The following is a 16,874-nucleotide window of genomic DNA, read 5'->3' as shown; positions in this document are numbered from 1 at the left end:
TTTCTACTCGTATCTATTGTTCCCAATTCAGTAGTTTTTTGAATACTATTAGAAAATGTAGTTAAGTTTTGGGGATACCCGCACAGGTTAATGATGGTTGCACTTGAGTAGGAAATTCATTTGCAACTAGCTCAACTTTCCCCTGTGCATTACGATGCCAGGAAGTAGCTTGGACAAGAACTTCAGGTGATTGAGTTATTTGGGCTTGTAAAGCTTGTGTTTTGTGAAATGCAGAGATATCACGGATATCAGTCCAAGTGTGTAGGCGTAGCCAGTCGTAGACATTGCTCCTCACGTCCTGAGTGGGATTTTGGGGTATTCCCCCTCGTCCTGTGGCAACAAAACTACTACCACTCGTGTCTGCACATCCTGTAGCTATTTGTTGGGATGGGTCTGTAACATTTTCAGGTAATTCCACTAAACCGGAATTGGGGTCAACGCCAAAATTATTAATATCAACCGTACCGCTAACACCAAATTGAGAACTGGCGGTAATATCATTTTCAGCAGTAATTTGAGGACGATATTGTAAGCCGATAATTCCCTGTGTGGCGATTTGAATACTACCCCCACGTCCTCGGACTGCATTGGCAATAATGTCGCTGTTTTCTAACCCCGTAAGAATCGGTACAGTGATGTTGATATTGCCCCCATCTCCCGCACCACCAGCAGTTGCAGTAATATTGCTGCGATCGCGCATCAGCAAAAAATTCCCCACTTGCAAGCTAATATCACCACCATTCCCAGATTCTGTCTGAGCCTGAATAAAGCCTTGATCTTTTAATTGGATGCGATCGGCTGTGATGTTGAGACTGCCACCATTTCCAGAGCCTTGATTGGTAACGCTCACTGTACCCCCATCTGTTAGGATCAGGTTGGGTGTAGTAACGCTGACATTACCAGCATTTGCACTCAGTATATCTGGCAACCCAAATAATTCCCTGATTAGTGGTTCTGGCTTGAGGATGGATGAGTTGATGCTGCTCTGATTTAATTGACTACGACCACTAATTTGAATAGATTCTGTGGCATTTACCTGAATATCTCCCCCATTACCCATAAAAAACGAAGTTCCGGCAATCACTCCTCCATCTAACAGTTGTAGCCTCGTAGTATCTAGTATTAAGGTTTTGGCACTGCCAGTACCATAGGTAATTGAGCTAATGTTACTGTAAAGTCCAGCGGGGTTGTCTCCCCTCACTATAGTAGTATCAGTATTAATTTTCACTTCACCGCTAGAACCACTACCAAACGTAACTGAAGATAGTGCAGCACCATCAGACACTATTAAGCTATCAGAATTAACGGAGATATCACCAGCAGTTCCAGTACCGCGTGCGCTAGTAGCCATACTGGTTACACCAGCTGGATTGAGGGGTGAGAAGCCAGATATCTCTATTGCTGATGCTTCTATCTCAATTTTGCCACTGTCAGCGACTCCAAAAGCTGTATTATTTAAGCCTGAACCCTGCTGGAGTGAAAACCGAGGGGTGATGATTTGAATATTTGCACCAGTTCCTTGACTGACAGCTTCACTGCGAATCCCACTGCGAATTTTGGCATCTGGTGTTGTACCAATAAAATCGATCGCTTCTGATGCTTGCAAGTGGATGTTCCCGCTATGGAGATTGCCAAGATTTGTTGTTAACACTAATGATCCATCAGTGAATTTAATCTTGCGTCCCTGAAGTTGAACTGAACCCGCATTTACTCCGCTGACATCTAATAGTGATTTCTGTGCCAGTTGAATATCACCAAAGCTTTGCTCCTTCCCATACTCCAACTTATAACCCTGAGTGGTTGCCACTAAACTAACTAATCCTGTACCTCCCAGACTACCTAATTCTATTTGCCCTGTTTCACTAGTGAGGGTAGCCCCATTTAGATTCAGATTACCACCCACCAAGGCTAGGGTTTTTCCAGGCTGTACTTGCAATTTTGTGAGGCTAGGATTGCGAATAAAAGGAGCTAGAATACTAGTAATATCTAAGGAATGTCCGGTACCTTGAACTTGTATCGGCGAGGGATTATTACCCATTTGTAGCCCAATCGGCACACTCATTGTCAATAAGGGTATTGTCGCGTCAGTGGCACTAAAATCTACACCATCGCTAAACTTAATACTATTGGCTGTCGTCCCCACAAAGGAGCCGCCAATATTCAAACTGGCATTTTGACCAAACACGATTCCTGCTGGATTTATCAAAAACAAACTGACTGGGTTACTATTATTTATCGTTTGAATCAAGCCATCAATATTAGAAATATTACCACCTGTAACTCGACTAAATATATTTGTAATATTGGGCGTATTGGTTAAATCAAAAGTTGCTGAACCACCTGTAGGCACTGAAAAATTACTGAAACTGTGGAATAAGTTATGACCTTTTTCCATGCCATTAAGAATATTAAAATCATTACCAATTGAGTTGATGGTGGTGTTAGTAGTACCATCAGATGTCACCTGAGCGATACCTACGGTCGGCTTCGCCATCGCACCGAGACTCCAAAGAAGTATCGCTGTGAGCATGATCCCTGGAGTTAATAACCCAGTTGTGAAGATCAATAGAAAGGGTGCAACTCTCATGGCTAATAATTTCCTGGACTTGATTTCAACTTATTGTTCCCTATAAAGGCATTTTTGATAACATGATTAACTTTTAGGAACAGCAGCACAGGTTAATGATGGTTGCACCTGAATGGGAGATTGATCGGCAATTAGCTCAATTTTGCCGATCGCATTACGATGCCAAGAAGTAGCTGAGATCAGAGATTTGGTCGATGGGGGTATTTGGGCTATAACTGCGCTATTTCCACGATATGCAGAGATATCACGGATATCACTCCAAGAGCCTAGACCTAGCCAGTCATAGGCATCCCTCCCTACTTGTTGATTGGGATTTTGCGGTATTCCACCCCTGCCGGTAGCCACAAAACTACTACTAGTAGTATCTAAACAACCTGTAGCTATTTGTTGCGAGGAGTCGGTGACATTCTCTGGTAATTCGACTAAACCAGAACTGGGGTCAACGCCAAAATTATTAATTTGCACAGTACCACTAATGCCAAATTCGGAACTAGCTGTAATATCACTGTCCAGGGTGAGTTGATCACGGAATTTTAAGCCAAAGATGCCTTGAGTAGTAATGTTGATATTGCCACCATTACCATTCAAAGCATTGGCAATGATATCGCTGTTTTCTAACCCAACAATCACCGGAGCATTGATGTTGATATTGCCACCATTACCATTACTACCTGCTTCGACATTAATTTGACTGCCATTACGGCTCAAAAGTGTATTTGTTAATGCTAGATTGATGTTACCGCCTTTTCCAGATGCCGTAGTTGCAGCAATTGCCCCAGTATCTAAAAATAATCGGTCAGCTTGGATGTTTAACTCTCCTGCATTACCAATACCTTGATGAGTGACGCTAATAAAACCCTGATTGCGGAGGGTTAATTGCTGAGTATTGATGTTGATAACACCTGTGTTACCTGTGGGAGAGTCTGGAAGCTTAAACAAATTGCGAGTGATTGCATCCAAAAGAGAGGCATTAGCAACGATCACTGCAAAATTATTTTCACCATCTATCAGAATGTCATTGGCTTGGATTGTTAAAGTCCCAGCATCACCAGTTCCCACAGTCGAGTTGCTGATGATCCCACCATTAAGAACGAGCAATTGATTGGTTGTGATTGTGACATCTCCAGGTTTGGCACTGCTATAGTTGACGCTATTTAAAACACTACTGCCGCCAGTTATAGGACTGATACCGCTAATGATTAAGCGATCGGCTACATTTAAAGTAACATAGCCATTGCTCCCCAGATCAGTTACCTGGTTGGGGTCTCCAAGTTCACCAATCACTGGTACAGTAATCACTCCCAAGGTAGCACCATCTTGAATAGATAGTATTGGTGTCGTTATTAACACATTGCCAGTATTGCCAGAGCCAGTGCTGAGACTGCCAATAAAGCTATTTTGAGAGGGAGAAATGGGTGATACTCCGACTAAATTGCTAGATTCCCTTACAACTAACGTAATATCTCCAGCATTGCCAATTCCCGTACCAGGTATTCCTGACAAGCGAGAAGTAATGGTGCTAATTGTTCCCCCATCAATGAGATTTAATTTATCTGAAGAAACCTGGATGTTTCCACCATCACCAATTCCAAATGTGGCAGCAATAATACCACTGGTCTGAAACCCAATGGAATTAACTCTCAAGGCATAAATCTCATCTGCGACATCAACCGAAATATTTGCACCGCGTCCAGTTGCTCCCGGGAAGACGTATGTTTCGATTGAAGCACCATCTTCCAGTATAAGTTTTCCAGCCACCAAGGAAATATCTCCCCCATTTCCTGCTCCATAGACTTGACTGGCAATTCGGCTATTAAGATTGGTAGATCCAAAAAAAGGAGATTGCAGAGCGACGACACCACTAGCAGTAATGGTATCTGCTACCACTTCCACCTTACCTGCGGCTCCTGCACCTAAACTGAGGGTTTCAATGCCTGCACCATCTTGTAAAGTCAAATTACCAGCTTGAATTTTTATTGCTCCCCCGTTTCCAGTTGCACCTGGAGTCACCTGATTGACAATCCAGGCACTCGGAGCTTGAGCAGAAGGATTAACGCCACCCAAAAATAGCGATCGCTCTGCATTCACTGTAATATTACCACCCTGCCCATTTCCTACTGTGGCGGCGGCAAGTTGGGATTGATCCAGGGTGATATCTCGCCCTACAACCTGAATACCCCCAAAAGGATTGCCTACAGGATCGGGATTCCACAGAGAAGAACGCCCCGTAAATTTTATATCTCGAAAATTTTCAATTTGTGCATAACCTAATTGCCATCCTGCGGGTGTGGGAGTCAGATTTACAGTCCCACTACCCACTGCACCCACTTCAATTCGACCTGCAAGGGCAGTAATCACACCGCCCGTAAATGTGACATCTCCTCCAACTAAGGCGATGGTTTTTCCCGGAGAGGCTACTATTCCCAAGTTACTTGTAGGCACAATGCTATCATTGCCCTGACCTTGCACCTGAATCTGACTGGTAGAATCACCCAATTGCAAACCAATGGGTACGCTCATTGTTAACAATGGGGAATTATTCCCATTCACTGCACTAAACTCTATTCCATCAGCAAACTTGATACTGTTTGCTGTTGTCCCCACAAAGGACCCACCAATATTCAAACTGGCATTTTGACCAAATACAATTCCGTTGGGATTCATCAAAAATAAACTGGCAGGATGATTACCGTTAAGAGTCTGAATCAAGCCATCAATATGGGAAATATTTCCACCTGTAACCCGACTAAATATAGTTGTAATATTGGGCGTATTGGTTAAATCAAAAGTTGCTGAACCACCTGTAGGCACTGAGAAATTATTGAAACTGTGAAATAAATTATTACCTTTTTCAATGCCATTAAGGATATTGAAATTATTACCACTAGGGTTAACAATGGTGTTAGTAGTACCATCAGATGTCACCTGAGCCATTGCACCTCGATTCCATAGAAATATTGCTGTTAGCATGATCCCTGGAGTTAATAACCCAGTTGTTAACATCAATAGAAAGGGTCTAACTCTCATGGCTAACAATTTCCTTGACTTGATTTAAACTTATTGTTCCCTATAAAGGCATTTTTGATAACATGATTAACTTTTAGGAACAGCAGCACAGGTTAATGATTGTTGCACTTGAATGGGAGATTGATCGGCAATTAACTCAATTTTGCCGATCGCATTACGATGCCAAGAGGTAGCTGAGATCGGAGATTTGGTCGATGGGGGTGTTTGGGCTGTAACTGCGCTATTTCCACGATATGCAGAGATATCACGGATATCACTCCAAGAGCCTAGGTGTAGCCAGTTGTAGACATCGCTCCTCGCCTGTTGATTGGGATTTTGAGGTATCCCACCCCGTCCTGTGGCGACAAAACTGCTGCCAGTATTATCAGCACAACCTGTAGCTATTTTTTGGGATGGGTCTGTCACATTCTCTGGCAATTCCACTAAACCAGAACTGGGGTCAACGCCAAAATTATTAATATCTACTGTACCACTAAGTCCAAATTGGGAACTCGCGGTAATATCACTTTCCGGGGTGAGTTGGTTGCGGAATTCTAGTCCAAATAAACCCTGAGTTTGAATATCAATATTCCCACCAGCCCCTTCAATGGCATTGGCAGTAATATCGCTGTTTTCTAAACCAATAATAATCGGTGCATTAATGCTGATATTGCCGCCTGTGGCTGTACCTGTGGCATTGGTACTAATTTTACCGCCATAACGCATCAGCAGAACATCCGTATTGAGAGTCATATTACCGCGATCGCCTGCGGAAACTTCTGAAAGCAGACTTCCTCCTCGTTCCAGCTTGATTCGGTTGGCATGAATGAGCAAGTTCCCTGAGTTACCACCACCTGTATTACTGACGGAAATTTGCCCATGATCAAGAATATTGAGCTGATTCGCCACTAGATTAACTGAACCAGCATCAGAGGTGGTAGTAGAAGCCGCCGTAATGGTACTTGGGAGAATGCGACCATCTGTTAAGGGTTGAGAAATACCTTCTATGGTTATATTTTTGACTTGCAAATTGACATTGCCTGCCGCACCATTGCCATCTGTGGATGAAGTAATTTGTCCACCATTGAATACCCGCAAGCGATCAGCTGACAGGTTAATATTGCCTCCCTTGCCTGTGGAATTCTGTCCTATTGCTACAGTGATACCACTAGGGGCATTGTTAAAAGGATCAACTACTAAATCGCTGACTTCTACATTAGTAGCTTGAATCGTGATATTCCCAGCTGTGCCTTTACCCGCAAGCGCAGCGGTTGGACTCCCTGCGATCGCACTGGAGATTGTTCCACCACCAGCTAAAGCGAGTTGCCTAGCGTTAATCGTAATATTGCCCCCTTGACCATCAACAAAGTTTTGAATGGAACTAATGATCGCACTGGTAAAATTGTTGGTTGTTGTCCCACGAATCTCCAGGCTATCAGTCGCCGTAACGGAGATATCTCCAGCCTTACCCGTCGTAGGTGTGGGCGAGAAGAAAGAATTGCCCAACAAATCGGTGCTAATGCGTCCCCCATCCAGTAGCCGTATCCGTTCAGCCTCCACCGTAATTGCACCACTATTATTCTGTTGCCCTCCTGTAACTAGCGTGGTAATTGCCCCTGAGACATAGACCCCTGTAAACGGATTGGGAAATGGCGTGTCACCACCGATTTCTACATCGGTAGCCCGAATTGTGATGTTGCCAGTTCTGGCATTATTGATCGGTGTGAAGGTAAAAAAGTCAGCACCATAGTTGAGGGAGTTGATCCAGGCGCTATTAGTAAGGAGTAGTCGTTGAGTATCAATTGTAATATCTCCGGCAGTTGCTCCACTGCCAGTCACACTGGTCAACAAGCCAGGAGGGTTATAATTCGCGGGATCAGAGATACCTAATAAATCTACAAATTCTGTGGTCTTGACGGTAATACCCTGCCCTTGGCTGTTTGCACCAGTAGAGGATTCTATATGTGAGCCATCTTGCAAGGTTAACCCCCGCCCCCGGATGTTGATTGCCCCTCCCGTTGCCCCACTGGTGCTGATATAGGAGGACTGTCGCAGGGTAATGTTACCCCATGTTGGCGATGGAGATGAACTCGCCAATTGCCAGTTGCCGGATGTGGGTATATTCACGGTACCATTTTGCATCGCCCACAACTCCACACGGCTATCCGGTGCAGAAATGTTGGCACTATTGATATCCACTTGTCCCCCAATCAGTGCCAGGGTTTGATTTGGTGCGATCGACAATGTTGGTGTCCGAAAGAAGAAAATGTTGGCAGGTGTACCTTGGACTTCGATGCCTGCGGCGGTACTTCCCATCTGCAAACCGACAGGTACACTCATCGTCAACAACGTTGGTTCAGTTGGATTCACAGCACTAAATTCTGTTCCATCGGCAAATTTAATACTATTCGCCGTCGTCCCCACAAACGAGCCACTGATATTTAGGCTGGCATTTTGACCAAATACAATTCCATTGGGATTCATTAAAAATAAACTGACTGGATGATTACTGTTGAGAGTTTGAATCAAGCCATCAATATGAGAAATATTCCCACCCGTAACCCGACTAAATATAGTTGTAATGTTGGGCGTATTGGTTAAATCAAATTTTGCTGCACCACCTGTAGGCACTGAAAAATTACTGAAGCTGTGAAATAAGTTATGACCTTTTTCCATACCATTCTTAATCGTAAAATCATTACTCACTATGTTGACAGTGGTGTTAGTAGTGCCATCAGATGTGACTTGAGCCATACCTACGGTAGGCTTCGCCAACGCACCGCAACTCCAAAGAAGTATAGCTGTTAGCATGATCCCTGGAGTTAATAACCCAGTTGTTAACATCAATAGAAAGGGTATAACTCTCATCAGTAATAATTCCCTAGACTTTATTTAATGGAGGCAGGAGTTAAAAGGCAGGAGGCTTTCTTAGAGGGGGATTCAAACCCACTTCTAATTGAAGACCGCCAAATCACCAGATTGTGGCTCTTGACTTCAACCCAAATGGTCGTGGCAAAAAGGCTTTATTCTTAATTAAAACTTTTCCCTTCTGCCTCCTGTCCTCTGCCTTCTGCCTCGCCCGAAGCCTCTTAAACTTATTGTTCCCTAAATGGCTTATTTTATAACATGACTAACTTTTAGGAACAGCAACACAGGTTAATGGCTGTTGCACTTGAGCAGGAGAATCTGCAATTAACTCAATTTTGCCTTGGGTGTTGCGATACCAAGAAGTAGCCGAGATCAGAGTTGCTGTAGATTCAGGTATTTGTGCCATGATTGCGCTATTTCCACGATATGTAGAGATATCGCGGATATCAGACCAAGTGCGTTGGCTTAGACCATCGTAGATATCGCTCCCTACTTGTTGATTGGGATTTTGGGGTATTCCCCCTCTTCCTGTAGCGACAAAACTACTACCATTGGTGTCTGCACATCCTGTAGCTATTTGTTGCGATGGGTCTGTGACATTCTCTGGTAATTCCACTAAACCGGAATTGGGGTCAATACCAAAATTATTAATGTCTACCGTACCACTAACACCAAATTGAGAGCTGGCAGTGATGTCACTTTCTGGGGTCAGTTGTGAGCGAAATTCTAACCCGAATATGGCTTGGGTAGAGATATCAATATTTCCGCCGTTACCTTGAACTGCATTAGCAATGATGTCGCTGTTTTCTAAACCGACAATGATGGGAGAATCAATGGATAAATTACCTCCATTGCCCGTACCACCTGCGGTTGCTGTAACACTACTGCTAGAGCGCATTAAGATTATATTGGATGCGATCGCAATATTCCCTCCCTGTCCAGAATTGGTAGCAGCAGATATGGTACCACTTATTTCTAAGTCAATCCTATTGGCTCGAACAAGTAAGTTGCCAGCATCTCCTGGACCTTCGTTTCTGACACTAATGATTCCTTGGTCACTAATGCGTAGCTGAGGTGTTTTAATTTCTGAACTTCCTGAATTACCACTAGGCAGTTCCGGTAATCCAAACAGGTCTTGGAACAATGGTGACAACTTGAGCGCAGTAGAGCCAATACGACTATCTTCACCTCTGATGGTGATAGACTCAGAAGCATTGAGTATCATATCACCAGCGTTACCTGCTGCTAACGTATTGGCGGTCAGCAGTCCGGCATCATGGACAAGAATAGTTCCAGCCTCAATTCTCAGATATCCCGCATTTCCTGATGTAAAAGTTGTGGTTGAAAGTGTACTAGGTAATTGTGCCAAGGGATTAATACCAGCTATGTCAATAAACTTGGCCGTTACATTTATATCCCCTCCTCTACCTGAACCCAAAACTACAGAACTCAAAGTTCCACCCTCTAAAATCTCTAAGTGTCCTGTAGATATGCTGATGGGATTTATGAATCCACTACTAAAATTTTGGGAAACAATGGCACTGGATTGGGTGGGAAAAGGATCAGCAAAGCCTGATAATGTCAAGGATTCAGAAGTATTAATGGTTGTTTTGCCAGTGGGCGCACTACTATAGCTGAAATTAAGAATTTGCCCGCCTGTTTGGATTGATAGATGTTGGGCTGAAACAATCACATCATTGCCTTTACCGAGTCCAACAGTCTCAATTTGGATCGAGGAAGTGCTGGGAATAGTGGTTGAAAATCCCCAAATTTCGATCATGTCTTGGGCGCTGATCTGAAAAATTCCACCTGCTGTTACTCCCTGATTTTGAGCAAAGATTTTAGAACCATCCCTCAGACGAATATTGTGGCCTTGGAGTTGTACAGAACCACTAGGCGCACCACTCACATCCAATAGGGCGCGTTGTGATAATTGGATATTGCCAAAATCACTGGTCTGACTATAGTCAAAGGCAAATCCTTGGGCATCAATCCTGATGCCAATACTTCCCTGCCCTGCACTACCTAATTCAATTCGTCCCGATTCTGCGGTTAAAATGCCACCATTCAGGAGAATATTCCCACCTATTAGACCCAATGTATAGCCTGGACTAACTGCTAACCCAAGATTATTGCGATCGCGAGTTGTGGACAAAGGAAAAATTCTGGGAAGAAATTGAAACAGGGTATGCCCATTTTGATTAACTTGAATGTCGGCTGGACTTTTTCCCAACTGAAGTCCGATTGGTACACTCATGGTCAATAACGTCGGTGCAGTCGGATTGATAGCACTAAATTCTGTCCCATCGGCAAACTTAATACTATTTGCCGTTGTTCCCACAAAAGATCCACCAATATCTAAACGAGCATTTTCTCCAAATATAATTCCGTTGGGATTGAGCAGAAATAAACTAACGGGGTTCTTGCTATTCAGAGTCTGAATCAAGCCATCAATATTGGAAACATTGCCACCAGTTACCCGACTAAATATAGTTGTAATATTTGGCGTATTTACTAAATCAAAGCTGGCTGAACCACCTGTAGGCACTGAAAAATTACCGAAACTGTGAAATAAATTATTACCTTTTTCAATGCCATTAAGGATATTAAAATTATTAGCATCTGGGTTAACAATGGTGTGAGTTGTCCCATCAGATGTCACCTGAGCGATACCTTCTCTACGAGAGGCTTCGCCAACAGTCGGCTTCGCCATCGCACTGCGACTCCAAAGGAGTATCGCTGTGAGCATGATCCCTGGAGTTAATAACCCAGTTGTGAAGATCAATAGAAAGGGTACAATTCTCATCAGCAAAAACTTCCTCTACCTGATTTTAATAGTTCTCTAAATTGAAGTTTGAATAACATGACTAACTTTTAGGAACGGCAGCACAGGTTAATGATTGTTGCACCTGAATGGGAGATGGATCGGCAATTAACTCAATTTTGCCGATCGCATTACGATGCCAAGAGGTAGCTGAAATCAAAGTTTTTGGAGATTGGGGTATTTGGGCTGATGCACTATTTCCACGATATGCAGAGATATCACGGATATCAGACCAAGTGGGATTGTTCCTCACATCCTGAGTGGGATTTTGCGGTATACCACCTCGTCCCGTGGCGACAAAACTGCTGCCAGTATTATCAGAACAACCTGTAGCTATTTGTTGGGATGAGTCTGTCACATTCTCTGGTAATTCCACTAAACCAGAACTGGGGTCAACGCCAAAATTATTAATATCTACTGTACCACTAATGCCAAATTGGGAACTAGCTGTAATATCACTTTCCGGGGTGAGTTGGTTGCGGAATTCTAGTCCCAATAAACCCTGAGTTTGAATATCAATATTCCCACCAGCCCCTTCAATGGCATTGGCAGTAATATCGCTGTTTTCTAAACCAATAATGATCGGTGCATTAATGGTGATATTGCCGCCTGTGGCTATACCTGTGGCATTGGTATCAATTTCACTACCATAACGCATCAATAAAACGTCAGTATTGAGAGTAATATTACCGCGATCGCCTGCGGAAACTTTTGAAAGCAGACTGCCTCTTTGTTTGAGTCTGATCTGGTTGGCATTGACGCTCAAGTTACCTGCATTACCACCACCTGTATTACTGACGGAAATTTGCCCATCATCAAGAACGTTGAGTTGATCTGCCACTAGATTAACTGAACCCGCATCAGAGGTAGTAGTAGAAGCTGCCGTAATGGTACTTGGGAGAATGCGACCATTAGTTAAGGGTTGGGAATTACCCTCTACCGTTATATTATTGACTTGCAAGTTGACATTACCTGCCGCACCATTGCCATCTGTGGATGAGGTAATTTGTCCACCATTGAAGACGCGCAAGTTATCGGCTGTCAAGCTAATATTGCCTCCCTTGCCTGTGGAATTCTGCCCTATCGCGACAGTGATACCACTGGGAGCGTTACCAAGAAGATCAACCACAGGATCGCTAACCTGCACATTAGTGGCTTGAATCGTGATATTCCCTGCTGTGCCTCTGCCTGCAAGCGCAGCATTTGGACTGCCTGTAATCTGACTGGAGATGGTTCCACCGTTGGTGAGAGCGAGTTGACCCGTGTTAATTATCACATTGCCCCCTTGACCAACCGCCCCGGTTAGAATTGAACTGATGATCGCACTGTTACCATTGTCAGGGTTTGTACCACGAATATCGAGGCTTTGAGTTGCCGTCACGGAAATATCCCCAGCTTTGCCAGTTATAGGGGAGAAAACACCAAACAAATCGGTGCTGATACTTCCCCCATCTAGCAGCCGTACCCGTTCAGCGTTTACCGTAATTGAACCACTTTCATTCTGTTGTCCTCCTAGAATAAGCGTTCCAATTACACTTCCTGGAAAGGAGTTTCCTGTAATTGGACTGCGGAATGGCCCATAACCAATAACTTCTACATCGGTGGCATGAACTGTGATGTCCCCTGTTTTGGCATTGTTGATCGGCGTGAAAGTCGAAAAGTTAACACCACGGTTAAAGGAGTTTATCCATGCTCCATTGGCAAGACGTAATCGTTGAGTATCAATCGTGGTATTTCCGGCAGTTGCTCCACTCCCTTGTACACTGGTAGTTAAGCCTGGAAAAAGAACATTATCGGGATGAGAAAGACCCAGTAAATCTACAAATTCTGTAGTTTGGATATTGATACCCTGTCCTTGACCATTGGCACCAGTGGAAGATTCTATATTTGAGCCATCTTGAAGAGTTAAACCCCGCCCCCGGATGTTTATCGCACCTCCCATTGCCCCACTGGTGTTGATATAGGACGATTGTTGCAGGGTCATATTGCCCCATGTTGGCGATGGAGATGAACTCGCCAGTTGCCAGTTGCCAGAAGTAAGTATATTCACTGTACCAGTTTGCATCGCCCACAACTCCACATGACTATCGGGCGCAGAAATATTGGCACTGTTGATATCCACTTGTCCCCCAATCAATGCCAGGGTTTGATTTGGTGCGATCGACAATGTCGGTGTCCGAAGCATGAAATTGTTGGCAGGTGTACCTTGGACTTCGATGCCTGCGGTGGACTGTGCTAAGGCTCCCGCATGACTTCCCATCTGCAAACCGACAGGTACACTCATCGTCAACAACGTTGGTTCAGTTGGATTCACAGCACTAAATTCTGTTCCATCGGCAAATTTAATACTATTCGCCGTCGTCCCCACAAACGAGCCACTAATATTCAAGCTGGCATTTTGACCAAATACAATTCCATTGGGATTCATCAAAAATAAACTGGCAGGATGATTACCGTTAAGAGTCTGAATCAAGCCATTAATATGGGAAATATTTCCACCTGTAACCCGACTAAATATATTTGTAATATTGGGCGTATTGGTTAAATCAAAGGTTGCTGAACCACCTGTAGGCACTGAAAAATTACTGAAACTGTGGAATAAATTATTACCTTTTTCAATGCCATTAAGGATATTGAAATTATTACCACTTGGGTTAACAATGGTGTGAGTAGTACCATCAGATGTCACCTGAGCCAACGCACCTCGATTCCATAGAAATATTGCTGTTAGCATGATCCCTGGAGTTAATAACCCAGTTGTTAACATCAATAGAAAGGGTCTAACTCTCATGGCTAACAATTTCCTTGACTTGATTTAAACTTATTGTTCCCTATAAAGGCATTTTTGATAACATGACTAACTTTTAGGAACGGCAGCACAGGTTAATGATTGTTGCACCTGAGCAGGAGAATCTGCAATTAACTGAATTTTGCCTTGGGTGTTGCGATGCCAAGAAGTGGCTTGGATAAAAGTTTCTGAAGATTTTGGTAATTGTGCCGTGACTGCCCTATTGCTACGATATGTAGAGATATCACGGATATCAGACCAAGTGCGTAGGCGTAGCCCGTCGTAGATATCGCTTCTCACTTGTTGATTGGGATTGTGCGGTATTCCCCCTCTTCCTGTGGCCACAAAACTACTACCTTGATTTGTAGAACAACCTGTAGCTATTTGTTGCGAAGAGTCGGTGACATTTGCTGGTAATTCTACTAAGCCAGAACTGGGGTCAACTCCAAAATTATTAATGTCTACTGTACCATTAACACCAAATTGAGAACTGGCTGTAATGTCGTTTTCTGGAGTGATTTCGTTGCGGTATTTTAGTCCGAATATGCCTTGGGTGGTGATGTTGATGTTACCACCATTACCTTGGACTGCATTGGCGACGATATCACTGTTTTCTAAACCGACAATGATGGGAGAATTAATAGTAATATTACCACCATTGCCTAAGCCTTTAGCTTCTGTGTCAATTAAACTGTTATTACGCATTAATAGGAGATTTTCCAACTTTAGGGAAATATTGCCTCCTTCACCAGAATTTGTACTGGCAGTAATACCAGCATTGCGATCTAGTAATACAGATCCCACATTAATATTTATTGTCCCAGAATCTCCAATCCCGTGATTTGTCACTGTAACTGATGCTTGATTATTAATCTTGAGAGATGGAGTATTAATATATATATTTCCACCGTCACCTTGAGGAGTTGCAGAAATATTAAAAAAACTTTGTGCAAAAGCGCTAGGACTTTTAACTATAGACCTAATTTGACTGGGATGTTCTGCTTTTGGTAAATTTCCCGTTATCTCAATCGATTCCAAAGCATTAATCTTGATGTCACCAGCATTACCCTGACCCACACTAGAACTAGTCACCGCTCCGCTGTTATCAACTATTAATTTGTTTGTATTGATAGTCAAATTACCCGCATTCCCCGCGACTAAACTAGCTGTAGACAAAGCCGTAACACCAGGAGTATTATTTCCGCTCACTTGAATATGATCAGCATTAATTACTAAGTTACCACCAGCACCATTACCCGTGGTAATGCTACCAACAACAGCACCATTAACTACTAATAAATCTGGGGTTGAAACAGTCACATTTCCACCTACTCCTGTAGACAATGTTGTTGATGAGATAGTCGAGAAAGCATTAGCTGGGTCATAGTCTTTAACTTGAATTGACTCAGAGGCATTAATATTAATGCTGCCACTATTACCTTGACCATAAGTGTTGTTATCAATTCCAGCACCATCTTTAATAACTAAGCGTTTAGTAGAAACCCTAATATCTCCGCTAGTTCCGGTTCCTAATGCTTCACTCAGTAGACTGGTACGAATTCCCACTGTTGGCAGGTAGCCAGAAATTTCTAACAATTCGGTTGTATTGACATTAAGTATTCCCCCCCCTTGGCTTCCCTGGTTTTGGGTTAAAACTAATGAACCTTCTGCAATGCTTATTTTTTTTGCTTGTAGCTGAATATGACCAGATGGACTACCACTAGTATCCAGCAATGACTTTTTTGAGAGGTGAATATTTCCTAAATTTGACACTTGAGTATAGTCCAATGCAAAACCTTGTTCTAGTAGCTGAAGATTTACAAATTCCCTTCCATTCAAGCTTCCTAATTCAATTCTTCCCTGTTCAGCAGTTAAAACTGCCCCATCTAGAGTAATATCTCCACCAACTAATGCTAATGTTTTTCCCTGTTCTACGCTTAATTTCTCCATACTAGCAGTGCCGTTAATTGCTGCACCAAAAGAGGTGAATTTATGTCCTGTTCCTGATATTGTAATTGCACCAGGATTACTGCCCATCTGTAAACCCACAGGTACACTCATAGTCAGCAAGGGCATTATGAAAGCATTATCAGCACTAAATTCTACCCCATCGCTAAACTTAATACTATTCGCCGTCGTCCCCACAAATGACCCACCAATATCCAAACGAGCATTTTTACCAAAAATAATCCCATGAGGATTCATCAAAAACAAACTGGCGGGATGATTACCGTTAAGAGTCTGAATCAAGCCATCAATATTGGAAACATTTCCACCAGTTACTCGACTAAATATAGTTTTAATATCGGGCGTATTAACCAAATCAAAACTAGCAGAACCACCGATTGGCACTGAAAAATTAGTGAAGCTATGAAATAAATCATTTCCTTTTTTAATGCCATTAAGAATATTGAAATTATTACCATTCAGGTTGACTATGGTGTTGGTTGTACCATCAGATATAACTTCAGCTATTACGGGTGAAACCATGCTGGAAAAAAATAATCCAGTTGTGAATGTAGACAGTATTCTCTTTAAACTCCAGATGGAGTATCTACGTAAATTTTTCATTGCTAAAAAATCCCCCTATCTAGATTTTTAAAGTTGGAATTTACGAAACAATAGTATTTCTATCGAGTTTTAGATTCTCTTTAATAGGTTTTTACAGTAGACATAAAAGATAGTTATTTTGCCGAATTTTAGTAGAAAATATTGTAGAGAAATATATGAATATCTCTTGTGCAAATTGAGTTATTAGTGTAAGGATACAGAATGTTTGATATAGCAGGGAACTCCTAACA

At 42.8% G+C, this 16,874-nt stretch carries 6 protein-coding genes; all 6 read right to left on the bottom strand.

Translation table 11 applies throughout. The features are described from left to right. Positions 1-61 precede the first annotated feature (61 nt). The 6 genes from ACSQ6I_RS16030 to ACSQ6I_RS16005 all read right to left on the bottom strand — a co-directional run bounded on the left by ACSQ6I_RS16030 (position 62) and on the right by ACSQ6I_RS16005 (position 16,644). Positions 62-2,587 carry a two-partner secretion domain-containing protein gene (locus tag ACSQ6I_RS16030; RefSeq protein WP_438891297.1) on the bottom strand — a complete coding sequence of 842 codons (2,526 nt, stop codon included), beginning with the start codon at positions 2,585-2,587 and terminating at the stop codon, positions 62-64. Between the two features lie 66 nt (positions 2,588-2,653). Then, positions 2,654-5,614: a two-partner secretion domain-containing protein gene (locus ACSQ6I_RS16025; protein ID WP_438891296.1), complete on the bottom strand. Its 2,961-nt coding sequence runs from the start codon at positions 5,612-5,614 to the stop codon at positions 2,654-2,656. A 66-nt stretch (positions 5,615-5,680) separates the two neighbouring features. Continuing rightward, positions 5,681-8,461 (bottom strand): two-partner secretion domain-containing protein, encoded by a 2,781-nt coding sequence (locus ACSQ6I_RS16020; protein WP_438891295.1) that lies wholly within the window; start codon positions 8,459-8,461, stop codon positions 5,681-5,683. 262 nt (positions 8,462-8,723) lie between these two features. Continuing rightward, positions 8,724-11,267, bottom strand: a complete 2,544-nt coding sequence (locus tag ACSQ6I_RS16015; protein WP_438891294.1) for a filamentous hemagglutinin N-terminal domain-containing protein — start codon at positions 11,265-11,267, stop codon at positions 8,724-8,726. Between the two features lie 61 nt (positions 11,268-11,328). Then, the gene (locus tag ACSQ6I_RS16010) at positions 11,329-14,076 is read right to left on the bottom strand and encodes a two-partner secretion domain-containing protein (protein WP_438891293.1); all 2,748 of its coding nucleotides are present in this window, start codon (positions 14,074-14,076) and stop codon (positions 11,329-11,331) included. Between the two features lie 66 nt (positions 14,077-14,142). Beyond that, the gene (locus tag ACSQ6I_RS16005) at positions 14,143-16,644 is read right to left on the bottom strand and encodes a two-partner secretion domain-containing protein (RefSeq protein WP_438891292.1); all 2,502 of its coding nucleotides are present in this window, start codon (positions 16,642-16,644) and stop codon (positions 14,143-14,145) included. Between the last annotated feature and the right edge of the window lie 230 nt (positions 16,645-16,874).

It is taken from the genome of Anabaena sp. WFMT (assembly GCF_051781005.1).
In the GTDB taxonomy this organism is placed as follows: Bacteria; Cyanobacteriota; Cyanobacteriia; order Cyanobacteriales; family Nostocaceae; genus Anabaena.
The sequence above is the reverse complement of the archived record's forward strand: the minus strand, read 5'-3'. Positions and strand labels throughout refer to the sequence as shown.